The organism is Marinomonas communis (assembly GCF_004363305.1).
GTDB lineage: Bacteria > Pseudomonadota > Gammaproteobacteria > Pseudomonadales > Marinomonadaceae > Marinomonas > Marinomonas communis.
In genome coordinates, this window is the sequence record NZ_SNZA01000001.1 from 291583 (window position 1) to 308056 (window position 16474).

15 protein-coding genes and 1 pseudogene are annotated in these 16474 nt (G+C 44.4%); 4 read left to right on the forward strand and 12 right to left on the reverse strand.

Annotation, left to right across the window (positions count from 1 at the left end; all coding sequences use genetic code 11):
• Positions 1–40 precede the first annotated feature (40 nt).
• Both C8D85_RS01420 and C8D85_RS01425 read right to left on the reverse strand, forming a co-directional pair.
• Entirely contained in the window at positions 41–1336 is a 1296-nt protein-coding gene (locus C8D85_RS01420; protein WP_133559577.1) for an imelysin family protein, read from the reverse strand.
• Between the two features lie 146 nt (positions 1337–1482).
• Positions 1483–2058, reverse strand: a complete 576-nt coding sequence (locus tag C8D85_RS01425) for a hypothetical protein (RefSeq protein WP_133559578.1) — start codon at positions 2056–2058, stop codon at positions 1483–1485.
• A gap of 308 nt (positions 2059–2366) precedes the next feature.
• Here C8D85_RS01425 and C8D85_RS01430 point away from each other — a divergent pair, with 308 nt between their 5' ends.
• Positions 2367–3551: a BaiN/RdsA family NAD(P)/FAD-dependent oxidoreductase gene (locus C8D85_RS01430; protein ID WP_133559579.1), complete on the forward strand. Its 1185-nt coding sequence runs from the start codon at positions 2367–2369 to the stop codon at positions 3549–3551.
• Positions 3552–4058: 507 nt separating this feature from the next.
• Here C8D85_RS01430 and C8D85_RS01435 read toward each other — a convergent pair.
• The 3 genes and pseudogenes from C8D85_RS01435 to C8D85_RS01445 form a co-directional block, all read right to left on the reverse strand.
• Entirely contained in the window at positions 4059–5252 is a 1194-nt protein-coding gene (locus tag C8D85_RS01435) for an MFS transporter (protein WP_133559580.1), read from the reverse strand.
• Positions 5252–6109: pseudogene (locus C8D85_RS01440) on the reverse strand (SDR family NAD(P)-dependent oxidoreductase). The gene C8D85_RS01435 and the pseudogene C8D85_RS01440 overlap by 1 nt, the downstream one beginning before the upstream one ends.
• A gap of 15 nt (positions 6110–6124) precedes the next feature.
• Complete coding sequence (locus C8D85_RS01445; protein ID WP_211342112.1) at positions 6125–6988, reverse strand: metallophosphoesterase; 864 nt, start codon at positions 6986–6988, stop codon at positions 6125–6127.
• A 479-nt stretch (positions 6989–7467) separates the two neighbouring features.
• On the opposite strand from C8D85_RS01445, the gene C8D85_RS01450 reads away from it, so the two are divergent.
• A complete protein-coding gene (locus tag C8D85_RS01450; protein ID WP_211342113.1) occupies positions 7468–8394 on the forward strand; it encodes a LysR family transcriptional regulator in 927 nt (308 codons plus the stop codon).
• Positions 8395–8495: 101 nt separating this feature from the next.
• Here the strand turns inward: C8D85_RS01450 and zapE are convergent, their stop codons facing one another.
• The 3 genes from zapE to C8D85_RS01465 form a co-directional block, all read right to left on the reverse strand.
• Positions 8496–9596 (reverse strand): cell division protein ZapE, encoded by a 1101-nt coding sequence (gene zapE / locus C8D85_RS01455; protein WP_133559583.1) that lies wholly within the window; start codon positions 9594–9596, stop codon positions 8496–8498.
• Between the two features lie 191 nt (positions 9597–9787).
• Positions 9788–10717, reverse strand: a complete 930-nt coding sequence (locus C8D85_RS01460; RefSeq protein WP_133559584.1) for an alpha/beta hydrolase — start codon at positions 10715–10717, stop codon at positions 9788–9790.
• Between the two features lie 69 nt (positions 10718–10786).
• Positions 10787–11701: an alpha/beta hydrolase gene (locus C8D85_RS01465; protein ID WP_133559585.1), complete on the reverse strand. Its 915-nt coding sequence runs from the start codon at positions 11699–11701 to the stop codon at positions 10787–10789.
• Positions 11702–11824: 123 nt separating this feature from the next.
• Here C8D85_RS01465 and C8D85_RS01470 point away from each other — a divergent pair, with 123 nt between their 5' ends.
• Both C8D85_RS01470 and gloA read left to right on the forward strand, forming a co-directional pair.
• Complete coding sequence (locus tag C8D85_RS01470; protein WP_133559586.1) at positions 11825–12751, forward strand: LysR family transcriptional regulator; 927 nt, start codon at positions 11825–11827, stop codon at positions 12749–12751.
• Between the two features lie 73 nt (positions 12752–12824).
• Positions 12825–13352 carry a lactoylglutathione lyase gene (gene gloA, locus C8D85_RS01475; protein WP_342353321.1) on the forward strand — a complete coding sequence of 176 codons (528 nt, stop codon included), beginning with the start codon at positions 12825–12827 and terminating at the stop codon, positions 13350–13352.
• Positions 13353–13430: 78 nt separating this feature from the next.
• On the opposite strand, the gene C8D85_RS01480 is transcribed toward gloA, so the two are convergent.
• The 4 genes from C8D85_RS01480 to phnC form a co-directional block, all read right to left on the reverse strand.
• A complete protein-coding gene (locus C8D85_RS01480; protein WP_133559587.1) occupies positions 13431–14003 on the reverse strand; it encodes a histidine phosphatase family protein in 573 nt (190 codons plus the stop codon).
• 81 nt (positions 14004–14084) lie between these two features.
• A complete protein-coding gene (gene phnE / locus C8D85_RS01485) occupies positions 14085–14882 on the reverse strand; it encodes a phosphonate ABC transporter, permease protein PhnE (RefSeq protein ID WP_133559588.1) in 798 nt (265 codons plus the stop codon).
• Between the two features lie 18 nt (positions 14883–14900).
• Positions 14901–15695 (reverse strand): phosphonate ABC transporter, permease protein PhnE, encoded by a 795-nt coding sequence (phnE, locus tag C8D85_RS01490; RefSeq protein WP_133559589.1) that lies wholly within the window; start codon positions 15693–15695, stop codon positions 14901–14903.
• Positions 15683–16468 carry a phosphonate ABC transporter ATP-binding protein gene (gene phnC / locus C8D85_RS01495; protein WP_133559590.1) on the reverse strand — a complete coding sequence of 262 codons (786 nt, stop codon included), beginning with the start codon at positions 16466–16468 and terminating at the stop codon, positions 15683–15685. Before phnC ends, phnE (C8D85_RS01490) begins: the two co-directional genes overlap by 13 nt.
• Positions 16469–16474: the final 6 nt, after the last annotated feature.

The following is a 16474-nucleotide window of genomic DNA, read 5'->3' on the forward strand; positions in this document are numbered from 1 at the left end:
AAGGGGTGACACTGTCCCCCCTTTGTAAAACACTGTTCGATTATTCGAAGACTGCGCTTGGGTTATCCAAACTGTCAGATCCTTCAAGAGTGATATCTTGTAGGTCTAGAGTACGGATTAAGTCTTCCGTTGTACGAGTCTGATCAACTAGAGAATCAACAAATGTTTGTACTAGAGCATTACCTGCTGTGTTGTTCATCGCAATCAAGACGTCAAACGTTTGACCTTTTTTAGCGGCTTCCACCATAGCAAGACCCGCAGCATCTGTTTTCTTAAGGTCCGCTTTCATCTCTAGGTCTAGCGCAGGATCTTGTTTAGCAATCAATGCAGACAGTGATGGACCTTTAACCCAGCTGCCATCAACACGCTTGTATTCGCCTAGGTAAACGTTTTCGATACCTTTCGCATCGTAGTAATGAGACCAGTGCGTGTTATCAGAAAAACAATCATGCTCTTCTTCTGGGTCATGAAGCATTAGGCCAAGTTTGGTACGCTCACCACCAAGTTCACCGTAAGCAAGGCTACCCATACCTGTAAGGATAGTGCTTAGGCCTTCTTCAGCAGTTTGATCAGTCAAAGCAGTACGCGCTTCACCGCCTTGTTTCCAAGCATTTGCCATGAACTCAAGATCCGATACTAGCAAGTCAGTCGCAGCAGCTAAGTATTGACGACGACGGTCACAGTTACCGTTAGTACAGTTCTCAACATCGAAGTCTGTTGCTGGACGTTCACCCGCACCAGGTTTCGTGCCATTTAGATCTTGGCCCCATAGAAGGAACTCAATAGCGTGGTAGCCGCTTGCTACGTTCGCTTCAACGCCATCAGCCTCTTGAAGGTAGTCAGCAATAAGTTCAGGAGTGATTGTGCTCGCATCAACTGCTTGACCACCGATCATTAGCTTTGGATTAGCGATGACGTTTGCAGTGTATAGAGGGTTGATGTCAGATTCTGAGCCGTAAGATGTTGCTGATACGTAGTCGATCAAGCCTTCATCTAGAGGCCAAGCGTTAACTTTGCCTTCCCAATCATCAACAATCGCGTTACCAAAGCGGTAAACTTCTGTTTGTTGGTAAGGTGCACGGGCAGCAATCCAAGCATCTTTAGCTGCTTGAAGGTTGTGCTCAGTAGGTTGAGCTAAGAAAGCATTGATCTTATCTTGTAGCGTCAATGCTGTGGTGTACGAATCTCCGTATGCGGCTTCTGCAATGTCAGCGTAATGCGTAACAACTGATTCTGGTGTTACGGCAACACTGTCTGTTTTAACCGATTGTGTACCACAAGCAGTCAACATGCCGGCAGCAACGATTGCTGCGATAGGGGTCAACACTTTTTTCATTGCTTAATTGCTCCTTATGCAAAATGTGCAAACATTCTAGGAAAAATGAAAATGATTATCAATAGTCAAAACTTTATCTAGATCAATCAATTCTTATTCTTAGTAAGAGCAATTAAGTGGCCATATCTAGTCGGGGTTACAGCAAGTTATTCACAGGTTACACCGAATTGACTAAGAGATTTTGTGGGTAATTTATATGAGCAACTTGCGTCGCGGTAATGATCTTCGCTCTCCCAAGAGATGGAGACCGTTGTTGGCGAGCTTTGTTTGTAGCTTGGGATGAAACGGTAGGACGCCAACACTTCTATATCACTCTTTGGGCCAAGCTCAATTGAGTGACCTATTAACCTTTGACGAGTGGCAGGATCGTACAAAGTGTAATCGGTTGTATATTCTCTGTTGCCGTTCTCATGTTCAAAGTAAAGCCAAATTTTGCGATAAGTCACCGATTCACTGCTTGGGTTGGATAGGGTGAACTTTGTAAATATTTGCTGAGGCTGGCTTAAAGACTGACTGGCTTTGACAAAACCTGTTTGGTCAGTAGAACGTTGCCACGGACTGGTTGCACCGTACGAAATACTGGCAAGTTCGATATTGGCCTTAGCGACTTTCTGACTTGCAAAATTCAACAGATCTTTTGCTGGAGCGTACATAGCCATCAACATCATCGCTAAAATTACGTAAGAGGATTTACCGCGTAAGAAGTGGATCAAAGTGTTCATAAACTCACCTGTACTGTATCGATATACAGTACTGTATAAAAAAACAGATAATTGATGCAAGCTTTTTCTTGACGGTTTCTTGAACACTGATGGTTATTGATTCAGAGCGAAGTATGTAAATAAAATATAAAAAAGTGCTTGATTTAAAAAACTGCACTGATTTATAAGGGAAAAATTGATATTCCCACAGTCTTTTTCACCTTTTCTGTGGAAATAAAATGGAATGCAATTTGCTGTAAACAAATGAACTAGCGCAAGACTATTTCGCTGTTTTCGGTATAATGCCCGACTCGAAAATAGGGGTATCAATGGAAAGTTTTGACGTAGTAATTATCGGTGCAGGTGCATCAGGCTTATTCTGTGCAGCGCAAGCTGGTTACCGTGGTCGTAAAGTGTTGGTGATTGACCACGCAAATAAAGCCGGTAAAAAAATCCTGATGTCTGGTGGCGGACGTTGTAATTTCACAAACCTTGATGCTGCCCCTAAACACTACTTATCGAACAACCCTTATTTTTGCATTTCGGCATTGAAGCGTTATACCTCTTCTGATTTCGTTGAGCTGGTAGATCGTCACGCGCTTGATTATGTTGAAAAGGCCCCCGGTCAATTTTTCTGCGAACATTCTGCAAAAGATCTGCTACAAATCCTTTTAACAGAATGCGAATGGTCTGGATCAGAAATCCGTCTTAATACTTCTGTTCAGCAGATTACAAAAAATGAAGAGTCATTCACGCTGCTCACGAATGCTGGAAGCATTAAATGTAACTCCTTAGTGGTTGCTACTGGTGGCCTGTCTATACCTACTTTAGGTGCGTCTGGTTTTGGTTATCAGATCGCTGAACAGTTTGGTTTAAGCGTACTGCCAAGGCGTGCAAGCTTGGTTCCGATCACAATTCAACCAGCTATGAAAGAAAAGTTATCCACACTCTCTGGTGTCAGTGTGGATATTGAAGCGACTGCCAATGGTGTTAGCTTTAAAGAGCCGATGCTTTTTACCCATCGAGGCATCAGTGGCCCTGCAATTCTTCAAATAAGCAATTTCTGGCAACCGGGTGATGACTTACAACTTAATTTATTGCCAGAGATCGATCCTGAGCTTCATTTCAAGCAAGTACGCCAAGATAGACCGAAAAGGGCACTTGAAACCGAACTTACCAGTTTACTGCCAAAACGATTTGTCGAACTGATGAAGCAAGATTTCTCATGGCTAAGTAAACCTATGGCGGAGTTATCTAACGATCAGCTAGCTGAAATTACCCAATACTTAACCCACTTCGATGTCCAACCGAATGGCACAGAAGGCTATCGAACAGCCGAAGTCACCTTAGGCGGTATTGATACAGACCAAGTAAGCTCTAAAACCTTTGAATGTAACACTGTAAAAGGCTTGTACTTTATTGGTGAAGTGCTAGACATCACTGGCTGGCTTGGGGGCTACAACTTCCAATGGGCATGGAGTAGCGGGTATGCAGCGGGTCAGTATGTGCAATGAGTTGGGTTCAATAAATTAAACCGTTAACTATTTAATTGCACCGTTAACTTTCTCTGGTTTCCATTAAATTAGACCGTTAACTTTTCAGCTAAAATCCTCATCAAATAGCCTCAATGCTAGATGCACTGGGGCTTTCAGTGTTTTTCGAGCAAAATCCCGCCAAAAATGGAATTAGAGTGTTAACTTTTGGTTTTGCTCTGATATGGTGCTCTAGATTTTGAAGAAGGGTTTGATGATTAGCGTAAAAACTGTCTAGTAAAATCTGGTCGATTCAGTTTTAGTCGCCACTAGACAGCCTGTCTAATTCAATAAATGTTTAATTGAGTTCCAAAGGGGTGGGCCCCATGCGGTAATTCTGATCAAGGTGACTGATTTCTGCTATGTCAGCCTTTGATAATTCAAAGTCGAATACGGCCAAACTGTTTTCAATTCACTCTGGGATTACCAATTTAGGGATCGCTACATTGCCTTCTAAATGTTATTGGTGATCAATTGATTTTGAGTGTGTTATTGGTTTGTTTTGCGTTGATAAATAAGTGAGAGCATCATCAGGATAATGCCAAACAATGCGAGGGCGCTGCCTACCCAGCCTGTTGAGGACCAACCAAATCCATACGCAATTGATAGCCCACCTAAACTCGCGCCGATAGCATTAGAGATATTGAACGCACTGTGATTCAGCGAGGCCGCCATGGTCTGTGCGTCACCTGAAACATCCATCAGTCGAACCTGTAGTGCCGGCACTAGCGCAAAGCCACATCCAATCATAAAGAGCGTCGCGAGGGCACCTATTGGGCTGTGGGCATACACTGCAAAGAGCGCAAGGCTAATCACGTTCCAGAGCATGGTTGCTAGAATAGTTTTTGTTAGGTTAATATCGGCCATCTTTCCGCCAACTAAATTACCAACGACCATACCTAATCCCCAAAGCGCGAGCACCAATGGAACATGTTGTGCTTTGAGCCCTGTGATTTCAGTCAGTGTGGGTGTGATGTAACTGTAAACCGCAAACATCCCTCCAAACCCAATGGCAGCCGTGGCGAGGGTCAGCCACACTAGAGGTTTTGCTAGGCCTTTCAATTCGGATAGAGGCTTGGCGTCTTTAGTGCGTGATAAGTTAGGCAAGCAAACTGCAAACAATCCCATCGTGATGACCCCTGCTGCCCCTAATGCCCAAAAGGTTGCCCGCCAGCCGAACTGTTGTCCTATCCAAGTGGCAATAGGCACGCCAACAACGTTTGCCGCAGCAAGGCCTATCATCACAAAGCCTGCTGCTTGAGCCTTTTTATTTTTTGGAACTAAGGCTGCTGCAAATAAGCAAGCAACGCCATAATATGCGCCGTGGGGTAGGCCGCCAATAAAACGTCCAGCCAGTAATGAGCTATGGTTCCATGCACTAGCGCTTAAACCGTATCCAACTGCAAATAGCCCTATTAAACCGATTAGCAATGTTTTACGAGGCAGTCTCGCCCCTAAAATAGCAATGGTCGGTGCGCCTATCACAACTCCGACTGCGTAGGCACTGATATAGGCACCAGCATTTGGTACAGAAATGTTCATTGCCCTCGCTAAGTCTGGGAGTAAACTCATCGAAACAAACTCGCCCGTCCCGATAAACAAGCCACCACTGGCCAGTGCAATAAAAACTAGGAAGATGTGATAGATTGACTCTTGCTGGTTTGTAGATTGGTATGAGTGCATTACTTGCAGCCTTCTTCAATGTAACGTTGAAAGGCTTCTTTATAATCTGAGTGCCAGCGGGACAAAGCCGGACGATTTTTGATCATGTCATCTGCTGCCCATTGCATACGCATATGATCAAGCTGTTCAGTGACTTCATTGTCTTGGCAAAAAATGTAGAAATCCTGCTTGTTCAACCCTTCTACTAGGCGATCGGCCACTTGTGCCGCAGTCCATGGGGCGTTTGGCTTTTGAGTTTGGTCTTTCATCTCAGGGAAGTTCATTGGAGTAAAGGTATAGCCGGGCACCAAGAGATGTGCGGTGATTGTATTACCTGATAGTTGTCTTAATTCATGGGCGAGCTGTTCTGTCAGTACTTTCACACCAGCCTTTGAGACAGAGTATGCGGCATTGCCTGGCGGTGTTGTGATACCCTCCTTAGAACCAAGATTGACTATGGCAGCAGGCTTGCTTTGTGTAATTAGGTGCTCAACGAAAAGCGACTGAATCTCTAAGATGCTCCAGAAGTTAACATCCATTGTTTGGCGCCACTGAGTTAGATCATGCCAAGGGCCAGCACCTTTTAGGATGGCTGCATTGTTGATTAGGAGTGCAATATCACCTAGTTTGGTGGCTGCTTGGAAAAGGTCTGCTAAAGACTATCGAGATGTGACATCGCCATAAACAATAGAGACCTCAAGGCCTGGGTATGCTTGTACCAGTTGAGTCTTAGCATTGTTCAATTTGTGTTGATCACGATCAAAAAGAACGAGCTTCATACCTTCCTTAGCCAAACGCTCCGCAATGGCATAACCAATCCCTACAGCGGCCCCTGTGATAACGGCGACCGCATTGTTTCTAATAGCTGTAAGATTCATATTAATGTCCTTGTCTTAGTCAGGTTGGTGAAGTGTTATTTCAGTGATTTCCGATGGTACGCCTAAGCGGATAGGGAAGCCGTTCCACAGTGCTGTACCGTTGCTGACATAGACATACATGGAAGAAAGCTGATACAGGCCTGATATGAGTCCTTGGTTGGCATATCTAGCCATCTGATTAAAGCCCCAAATCATCCCTCCATGGGTGTGTCCTGATAGTTGCAGGTCGGTGCCATTTTGACCTGCTATTTCAGCATTAATTGGTTGGTGTTTTAGTAAGATAATTGGGCTGTCGTGAGGTGCATTTTTAAGCGCCAGCGAGACGTCGGGTTGGGGCAAATCAAATTGTGCAGCAGACTCATCCGTTACGCCTGCGATAGTGAGTTGTTCGCCGTTGACATTTAGAACAATATGTTCATTTTCCAGAATATTAATACCTAGTGACTCAATGTGATGTGCCCAGTCTTTTGCATCAAAGTAGTACTCATGGTTTCCTAAAACCCCGTAAGTACCGTATTTAGACCGTAAATTACTTAGCGGTTGAATATCTTTGGAACGGTTATTGACTGTTCCGTCAATGAAATCTCCAGTGATAAGAATGATGTCAGGATTTAGTGCGTTCACTTCCTGAACGATTTGCTGTGTCCATTGCTTTGGGTACAGAGTACTGATGTGCAGGTCAGTAATCTGTACCACTTTTAGTCCATTTAATGCTTTTGGCCACGTCTCAAACTCTAGCGTTACTTGCTTAACCTTAGGTATCTGAAGGGCGTTATATACCCCCATGGCGGACAAGGAGCTCGCTATGACGACGATCAGTAGCGCAGAGATGGATCGCCATAACGGAAGAGTGTTCATTTTATGAGATATGTTCCACATGATTTGGATAAGGTCCTTTACTAAGGTGACAGGCACCATTAATACAAAGGTACAAAACGCCCAACCTAAAAGAATGACCTGCCACCTTGGAAGTTCTGGTGAAAACATATTTCCAAAAATGGCAGTCAGTAACAGGTGGTATTGAGAGATAATTAAAAGCAGTACGGTAAGCCCCCATTTTTTTGTACTAGATATTGAAAGGGGATAAATTAGCCGCCATGCCAGTAGTAAGAAGCCAAGGAAAATGTAGAAATGGAACAACTCGTTCTCCCGAGATTACTATTGAGATGACTTTACTTTAATAGTTCGAGTGAGTTTGATCTTGCGGCTTTGATGCATGCTTCTTTGAATATAATTCAACAATAGGTTTGTGCCATGATCTTCTATAGTTGATTTAATAACAGATTTGCAGTTTAGTTAGTCGTCTTTTTCATTGTAAGATGAATAAAATTAAATGTTTTTATGGGGCGGTTGGTGCTGTGAGCACGAAACTATCAAAGAAAGATCTATCTAATCTAAATGCTTTTTGTAGCGTTGAGCGTTTGAGAAGCTTTACGCAAGCTGCTAATGAATTAGGTATTACGACTTCTGCGTTAAGTCATTCCATAAAAAATCTAGAGCAGAGGTTAGGTGTTAAACTGCTGAATCGCACGAGTCGAACCGTTGCTCCGACAGACGCAGGAGCGAACCTTGCGCGAAGGTTAGAGATAGGCTTCAAAGAGATTGGATTAGCTCTAAATGATGTAAACCAGTACAGAGACAGACCTTTTGGAAAGCTTCGTTTAAGTGTGCTGACTGACAGTGCGAGATTAATACTCGGAAAGTATCTTCCAAGATTTCTCTCAGAGTATCCAGATGTTGAGTTGGAAGTCTCTGTTGATGACCATATGATGGATATTGTAGGTGAAGGGTACGATGCGGGTATTCGCTTCGGTGGTACCGTTCCTGAGGACTTTGTGGCGGCAAAACTCGGTACAGAGCTAAAATGGGTCACTGTCGCCTCGCCTAAATATTTGTTTGAGCATCCAGCGCCAGACACGCCAGAAGACCTATATCAGCACGTCTGCATTCGCTTGAGAAATGGACGTGGTGAAGTCTTCAAATGGGATTTTGAACGGAATGGAGAGCAACGTATTATCGATCCCAGAAGCAACATCTGCGTCAATGAAACAGCCTTATCAATCGAGCTATCACTCGCCGGGACAGGTATTACTTACTGCTTGGAAGAGTTGATCAAACCCTATCTCAAGAGCGGCGAGCTGGTATTGGTACTACCGGACTGGTGTACATTTGAGCCGCCTATGTTTTTGTATTACCCGGGTCACCGACAGGTACCGCAGGGGTTACGAGAATTGATTGCTACGTTACGAGAAGAAATTGATTTTGATATAGCATCTAGCTTGTAAAAATACATAACTTTTTTCGTTTTACAGTTTAATCCCGTTGATACATAGTTGCTTGGTCTCAAAGAATTTGCCGTTAATTTTCTAGGCCTATCAACTAGGCACTACAGTCTCCCAAATCCAATTTGGGCCATTTCAGTTAGGCGGCTTTGGGTGCGTCGAAACTCAAATAATAGGGTGCCTGCTTGGTATAGCTGTTCAAGCGGGACTTCAGCTTGAAGGATTAAGCGTACTCGTTGGTCGTAACACTCGTCGACAAGGCTGATAAATCGTCTCACTGCATCGTCGTTAATGGCGAGAGATACCACACGATCCCCCGTTTTTCCTGAACCTAGTGCACTGTCTTCGGTGCCGCGGGCTTTGATATGTTCAAAGGCTTCACCACTCAAGCACGGAATTTGACTGACGATGATTTCGTCGAATTGGGAAGCGAGTTCCATATAGTCTGCAGCGGCGCGTGGGCCAATACATAGGTCTTCAAACCGGAACCATATTTGGTTTTCATTACGTCCTTGAGCTGTTATCGGGCGATGATTGATTTTTATCGTATCGATCGGGGAGAGTATCGAGGCATTCAAGTAGGCGGTAAATTCTGTTTCAGTTGTAAAGTAAATAGGTCGAGTAGGGCGGGGCTGAAAGCGATGATCAACATCTCCAGTTAGATGAATGCTTGTAAACGCTTGTGACATTCTATCGATGGTGGGTTGAAAGCGCTCTTTTTGCAGCTGAGACTGAAACAACCCAGTAATGGCAATGTTTGAAGTGGCTACGATGATGACACCTCGGTCAAGCAATGCACTAACTATACCACCGAGCAGCATGGCATCGCCGATATCGCTGACAAAGAACTCATCAAAACACAGTACTTGATACTCAGATGCCAAGCGATCAGCGATGGTCAACAAAGGGTTGGCTTGTCCAAAGGTTAGGTTAAGTTCCCTATGTAGTCTCGCCATAAAGTGATGAAAATGAACTCGCTGCGCCATCCCGCTTGGTAAGGCTCCATAAAAGATATCCATCAGTTTCGTTTTACCGCGTCCCACGTCTCCCCACAGGTAAATACCTTGCTTAGCATATTGCTCAGTAGTGCTAACTAGGGCCGTGTAAATGGCGTTCAGCTCAGTGATTGCCTCTTGTTGAGCGTGATCAGTCTTTAATTCCTCAGAGGCACATAAGCGCTGATAAATGTCGGCGGGGGAATTCATCTTATCTTCTTTCAAAGCTTAAACATGGGGCGCTAACATACACTCCACCCCCTTGTACTGCAATGACTTGGCTAGGTGACTTGATATCAGTGAAAGTTATTCGTTTCAGTTTGTCTAAAAAAGCGGGTGGGCAATTTTATGTAAGGGTCAGCCTTATCAGGTGGAGACGCCCTAGATAAGGCTTGATGTTTTTAAAGGCGATCTTTAAAAAATGGAATGACTGAAGACAGCGCTAAATTAACAGCTTCTGGTTGATCATATAGCTCGTAGTGAGAAATACCCTCAGCTACGATAATGTGTTTGTCGTTCGAGGCTGCGCGTCCATAGATCTCCATGCCATCTCGGTATGCTCCAAACCCTCCCACTTTGTCTCCTACGACGACTAGAAGTGGTTGAGTAAGCAGTGTCTCGGCATTGAGAAACGCATCCCAACCCAATGCCGCTCCGTTAAATGAGAACAGACCGCTGGTTTTCCCGTTTGATCTTTGGCCTCTTGGGGTTTTGTAGTAATCCGTTGCTTCTAAAACGTCGATATCTGATATCCCTGCTGTTTTGGCGTCTTCAACAGAGTTGGGTAAATAATCCAAGATGTAAGCTTGCTCGCCTTTGGCTTCAGCGGTGCGTTGTTTGGCAATGGCTTCTAGTGCCGATACAGGGTCGAACTGACTAAAACCTTCTCGTAGTAGCCGACCAAAATTCACACCAGTAATCGATGCTACCGCTTTAATACGATGGTCAGTGATAGCAGCATGGATGGAATAAGCACCACCGCCACAGATGCCAATAGCTCCAATTTTATTTTCATCTACAAAGGATAAGGACATTAAGTAATCGATTGCGAAGCGGATATCTGATGTGCGAATAGATGGGTCTTCGATAAAACGTGGAGATCCACCACTTTCACCCTGAAAGCTGGCATCGAAAGCAAGTGCAATAAATCCTGCATCGGCTAGTGCGCGAGCGTATATGCTTCCTGATGTTTGTTCTTTACAGCTTCCGATAGGGTGTGTGCTAACGATTGCCGGATAGGTTTTACTTTCATCAAAGTCGCTAGGTAGATATAAGTGTGCGGCTGATGCCCAGCCTAAATTCTGGTAAGAAACCTGTTTCAATGTACACATTGGGAAAACCTCAGATTCTGTCGGTATTATCTAAGGCGAGTGTATGGACTCGCCTTAGAACTTTATTTGTTAAAGAGTGCGTTGGAAAAATGGCGCAAGTTTAGACACAGCTTGATCAACATAATTTGGCAGGTCGTAAAATGACATATGGTTGCCACCTTCGATGATCTCGAGTTGTTTGTCGTTTGAAGCTGCACGTTCAATTAGGTTTTCGCTCATCCAACGACTGCCTGCTTGACTGCCTGCGACCATCAATAATGGTTGTGTCAAAAATGCCTCTGCAAGGTAATAGGCATCATAAGTTACCAACTGGTTTAGGTTGCGCGTCAATGTATAACCGGGTGCATTTGGGTGCGCACAACGAGGCGTGTGGTAATACTCCCAAGCTTCCGCCAACTCTTCATTTGGCGCATCTTCCCTACGCATTGGGGCCAAAGGGATTTGCATCAAATCGGCTCCGCTTACATCATTAGTTCTGGCGTTTGAACCAAAGTCTAAATATCCCATGGCATCTGTATCAGCGACTGAGCCGTCCCATCCATTTCGAAACATCTGCCCAATGTTAACTGCGCTGACTGTTGCAACGGACTTTATTCTGCGATCATTAATCGCAGCATTAGCGGAGTATCCGCCGCCTGCACAGACTCCTAGAGCGCCGATGCGATCAGCGTCTACGTAACCTAAAGTGGTTAAGTAATCAATTACAGCGCTAATATCTTCAGTGCGGGTGTATGGGTTTTCCAGCTGTCGAGGCTCGCCAGTGCTTTCCCCTTGATAGGAGGCATCAAATGCAATCGCAATGAAGCCATTCGCCGCCATATGTTTGGCGTATAACCCAGCCGCTTGTTCTTTAACACCACCGCCAGGATGTGTAACGACAATGGCAGGGTATTTGTTTGATTCAACAAAGGTGGATGGAAAATAAATGTTTGCAGACATAGTGATACCTGCACCGCTGATGTTTTTAAAAGTCACGTTTTTCATGTTCTGCACTCCTAAAGGTTTGGTAGCGTTGGTTCGTTCAACCGATAGAAAGCAGTTTAGATGGGGTTACCGTATAGAAAAATATGCTAAAACTATCATCATAATTTAGCAGGACTTAACAATATGGCTCTCGATTCTTCTTTATATTCCTCAATGATTTGGTTTTCTCATGTTGCGCAACATGGAGGTTTCACGAAAGCAGCAGATCACTTGGGGGTGACACGCGCGGCGCTATCTCAGCACGTTAAATCCTTAGAAGAACAGCTAGGGGTTCGTTTGCTTAATAGAACCACTCGTAGCATGTCGCTGACAGAGGAAGGTCAAAAGCTAATGGATGTGTTAACACCTTCGTTTGATTCTATAGAGCGTGTAGTGACCGAACTTAGAGAAGCCCATGATGAACCGAGTGGTATGATCCGTATTAATACATCTCGTGTGGCTGCCAACCTTCTGTTGATACCTGTGTTAGATCAGTTTCTTGAAAAGTTTCCCAAGGTGCGCGTGGAGGTGTCTATCAATGATGGGTTCTCTAGCATCATTTCTGATGGCATGGATGCGGGGATTCGTCTAGGAGAAAGCTTGGATGAAGGCATGGTTGCGATCCCTATTTCTCCCGCGATCACTCCTACCATTGCTGCTTCGCCAAGTTACTTAGACATTTATGGATACCCTAACACTCCTGAAGACTTGGTGGATCATAATTGTCTGGCCTACCGCTTCTCATCTAGTGGCGCCATCGACAGATGGAAGTTCCAGCATAGTAGTGATCGAGAGCGAACGCTTGAATTTGAGCCTGTAGGAAATGCTATCTTCAACGATGATGAGAATATGATTAAAGCCGCATTAAATGGTGTTGGATTGATGAAGCATTTGGATTTGTGTATCGAACCGCATCTCAATGAAGGCCGCTTGGTAAAAGTACTTGAAGATTGGTGTCAGTCTTTTCCTGGATTTTATCTATATGTGTCCTCAAGAGAGAATATGCCAGCGAAGATTCGAGCCTTGATCGATTTTCTGCTTGAGCAACGAGGTCAGTTTAGCAAGCTATGACATGTAGCTAGCAAGGCATTGATTTTCAATTCTTTACCCCCAACTTCATTAGATACAATGAAAGGAGGTTATAATGATGAGTCGTCATTTTGAGAAAGCCGAAGGTTTATGCGAAGAAAAAGATCCCGCTACCAATGGGTTTGTGTTTAACCAAACAATGTTGCGCATTGCAGATCCTGTTCGGTCGCTGGACTTTTACACTCGAGTGATGGGCATGACATTGCTAAGAAAGCTCGACTTCCCAGAAATGGAGTTCAGTTTGTACTTTTTGACCTATGGCGAAGATTTTTCTGATATCAGTGCCGATGAAGGTAAGCGAACGGCGCAAACGTTTGGTCGTCCAGCAGTGTTGGAGTTGACTCATAACTGGGGGGACACGGCAGATACGGTGGAATATCACAATGGTAATAGTGATCCACGCGGTTTCGGTCACATTGGTTTTCATGTACCCGACTTAGAAGGGGCGTGCCAACGCTTTGAGGATTTAGGTGTGACGTTTCAGAAAAAGCTGTCTGACGGTAAGATGAATTATATTGCATTTATTAAAGACCCTGATGGTTATTGGATCGAGATTTTCGATGCGAATCGTGTCAATGGGTAATTAAGTCAACGCATGATCATTAAGCAGTCTATATAAAGAGCCAGTTTCAACAAAGTGTGATACTGGCTCTTAGCTTTATTAAGCATGTATTAATGGGATAACCTCACCAGTGTTTATATTTGGTAGCTGTCTGTGCTGGTAAGGAGCAAGTTTGAACCAAGCTGTTCGCAGTATCTGCAAAACATCGCCATGTGCAACCAGCAGAATGTTTTCATTTCGGTGGGTCTCTTCTAGCCTTGCTATGACAAGCATAGCTCTTTTAAATACCTGATCGGTCGTTTCTACTCGATGAGTAGATCCGCTTGTACCCAATGCATCATGTTGCCATACCGTATCGTAGTAACGATCACTCAGGCCGTCCCATTCGCCAAAGAAGCGTTCCCGTAATAATGGCTCAATTACGGGTTCAGATAATGAAAGGTTGTCGGTCAGTAATTGAGCGGTTTGTTTTGTTCTGAGGAAGTCGGAGCAGTAAACGCTTTGTATCTTTAGTTCTTTACATGTGGGTAAGCTATTTATTACTTGCTTCTTACCTTCGCAAGTTAGGCCAAAATGAGTGCACCCTAGTTTGGGGGCGCTGACAATGATGCCTGCAACATTGGCTTCACTCTGGCCGTGTCTCATTAAGTAATACTGATTGCTGAGAGTCATTTTCTTATAGCTCTGGGTGATAATTCGAAAGGGGGTTAGAACTCTTCTTAAAAGCTCTAACCCATGGTTTTAAATCTATGATTAGAGTAGTTTTTTACGAATTTGTACGACGATAATCTCTGCAACAATTACCACTGCGAATATTGCAAGTAATGCCATCGCTACTCGCTGCCATTCAAATAGGTTCATGGCATCGCTCAAAACAACGCCAATGCCACCAGCTCCGACTAACCCCAATACTGCCGATTCCCGAACATTAATATCCCAGCGGAACAGAACAATACTGAAAAATGCAGGTAGCACTTGAGGCCAATAACCCTTCAAAAGTACGGACGCCCAAGAAGCACCTGTGGCGCGCAGTGCCTCGATAGGCCCCATGTTTATCTCCTCGATAGCTTCTGCTAGGAGCTTACCGACAAAGCCTACCGAACGAAATGCAATAGCTAATACGCCTGCCAGCACTCCTGGCCCAAAGATTGCGACAAACAATAGTGCCCAAACTAACGAGTTCACTGAACGGGATGACACTAGAAAAAATCGTGCGACCCAATGACTAATTGGTGAAGCCACAATATTGTTAGCGTTCATTAAGGCAAATGGGATGGCGAATAGTAATGTGACTAGTGTGCCAAGAGTCGCGATGTTTAGAGTCTCGATCATGGCATCGTGAACAGAGATTGAATAAAAAGCAAAGTCAATTGGCCACATCCGTGTAAACATGTCAGCCATTTGCTCTGGTGCATCATAGAAAAACTCTGGAATCACTTCGACTGTTCGAATGGACTGTACTAACGCCAGTAATAAGATGAGATAGACTGAGTAGCGCGACAACTTTTGTTTTAAAGTAAAACGTTGCCAATGAGAGTGCATAGTGGTCATTTTGATGTCCTCATTGGGTTATCTGAAAATGCGACGAACAATGTTGGAAAGAAACTCGCCGAACATGATCAGTGCAATGATGGTGATTAAAATAGCGGCAACAAAGTCGTAGTCAAAACGTTGGAAAGCTGAAAAAAGAGTACCACCAAGCCCGCCTGCGCCGACAATTCCGACCATAGTTGAGTTACGTAAATTCGAGTCTAACTGATAGGTCGAAAAGCCGATGAAACGTGAGAAAACTTGAGGCATGACTGAAAACAGAATCAGGCTTACAAAGCCTGCTCCAGTCGCGCGTATAGCTTCCACTTGTTTCAAAGAAATTTCTTCGATGGCCTCAGCAAATAATTTTGCAATAAAACCAATCGATGCAACCACTAACGTGAGAATCCCTGCTAGCGCACCAAAACCAACGCTTTTAACAAACAATATAGCTATGATGACAGGATGAAACGTTCGACATAAAGCAATTAGACCACGCATGGGAACCGTCACCCAATTCGGCATCAGGTTCCTCGCAGCAAATAACCCCAAAAACAGTGATAATATAATCCCTGTAACGCTGGCAATGATGGCTATTTCCAGACTTTCTGCTAGTCCGCTTAGAAGCAGTTCCCAACGAGCGAAGTTGGGTGGAAACATGCGTTCGAAAAGTTGACCCGCATGACCTAAGCCTTCCGAGAAACGCGTCCAATTAAGCCCCATTGCTTGCACAGAATAGAGTAGATAAGTTATCAATAATGCCCAAAGCCCAGTAACGAACCAGTTACGTTTGAAGGGGTTATCACGATGAGTAGACGGAGTTATACCAGCCATGACTCACCTCCATAGATTTGTTTTAGGTGATCATCTGTGATGCCTTCAGGAGCACCATCATAAACCACGACACCCTCACTCATACCTATCATTCTGGTGGCAAAGCGGCGTGCTAAGTTCACATCGTGAATGTTAACCAAAGTGGGGATGTTTTTTTCTTCAGCGAATTTTTCTAATAGCTCCATGATTTCAACGGCTGTTTTTGGGTCAAGAGAGGAAGTCGGCTCGTCCGCCAACAGAATGTGAGGATCTTGCATGACCGCCCGGGCGATGCCGACTCGCTGGCGTTGTCCACCAGACAGGCTGTCTGCGCGTTTGTTTGCATGTTCTGTCAACCCAACAGCATCTAATAACTGAAAGGCCATATCGATATCCGCTTGACTGAATTTACGGCGCCATGCGCTCCACGCAGACATATAGCCAAGTCGGCCTGTGAGTACATTCTCAATCACCGATAGACGTTCTACTAAGTTGTACTCTTGAAACACCATGCCCACGTGACGGCGAAGCTTGCGTAACTGGCTACCTTTAGCCAAACAAAGATTCGATTGATGGAAAATGATTTCACCGGCTGTTGGGTCAATAAGCCGATTAATGCAACGTAGTAATGTGCTTTTCCCTGTGCCAGAAGGGCCGATAATGGCAATGATGCCAGGCGAATTGATTTCAATGTCAATGCCTTTCAAAATGGGGTTTCCAGGGGTGTATTCTTTCTTTAAACCTCGAATGTATAGTGCATTGGGTGAGACTGGAAAATCTGAGGCGGTTGTCATAGCAAG

What these genes read in the sequence shown, in the direction of transcription:
- C8D85_RS01420 (WP_133559577.1), bottom strand. Translation starts at nt 1,336, where the DNA reads ATGAAAAAAGTGTTGACCCCTATCGCAGCAATCGTTGCTGCCGGCATG.
- C8D85_RS01425 (WP_133559578.1), bottom strand. Translation starts at nt 2,058, where the DNA reads ATGAACACTTTGATCCACTTCTTACGCGGTAAATCCTCTTACGTAATT.
- C8D85_RS01430 (WP_133559579.1), top strand. Translation starts at nt 2,367, where the DNA reads ATGGAAAGTTTTGACGTAGTAATTATCGGTGCAGGTGCATCAGGCTTA.
- C8D85_RS01435 (WP_133559580.1), bottom strand. Translation starts at nt 5,252, where the DNA reads ATGCACTCATACCAATCTACAAACCAGCAAGAGTCAATCTATCACATC.
- C8D85_RS01445 (WP_211342112.1), bottom strand. Translation starts at nt 6,988, where the DNA reads ATGTGGAACATATCTCATAAAATGAACACTCTTCCGTTATGGCGATCC.
- zapE (WP_133559583.1), bottom strand. Translation starts at nt 9,596, where the DNA reads ATGAATTCCCCCGCCGACATTTATCAGCGCTTATGTGCCTCTGAGGAA.
- C8D85_RS01460 (WP_133559584.1), bottom strand. Translation starts at nt 10,717, where the DNA reads ATGTGTACATTGAAACAGGTTTCTTACCAGAATTTAGGCTGGGCATCA.
- C8D85_RS01465 (WP_133559585.1), bottom strand. Translation starts at nt 11,701, where the DNA reads ATGAAAAACGTGACTTTTAAAAACATCAGCGGTGCAGGTATCACTATG.
- C8D85_RS01470 (WP_133559586.1), top strand. Translation starts at nt 11,825, where the DNA reads ATGGCTCTCGATTCTTCTTTATATTCCTCAATGATTTGGTTTTCTCAT.
- gloA (WP_342353321.1), top strand. Translation starts at nt 12,825, where the DNA reads ATGATGAGTCGTCATTTTGAGAAAGCCGAAGGTTTATGCGAAGAAAAA.
- C8D85_RS01480 (WP_133559587.1), bottom strand. Translation starts at nt 14,003, where the DNA reads ATGACTCTCAGCAATCAGTATTACTTAATGAGACACGGCCAGAGTGAA.
- phnE (WP_133559588.1), bottom strand. Translation starts at nt 14,882, where the DNA reads ATGACCACTATGCACTCTCATTGGCAACGTTTTACTTTAAAACAAAAG.
- phnE (WP_133559589.1), bottom strand. Translation starts at nt 15,695, where the DNA reads ATGGCTGGTATAACTCCGTCTACTCATCGTGATAACCCCTTCAAACGT.
- phnC (WP_133559590.1), bottom strand. Translation starts at nt 16,468, where the DNA reads ATGACAACCGCCTCAGATTTTCCAGTCTCACCCAATGCACTATACATT.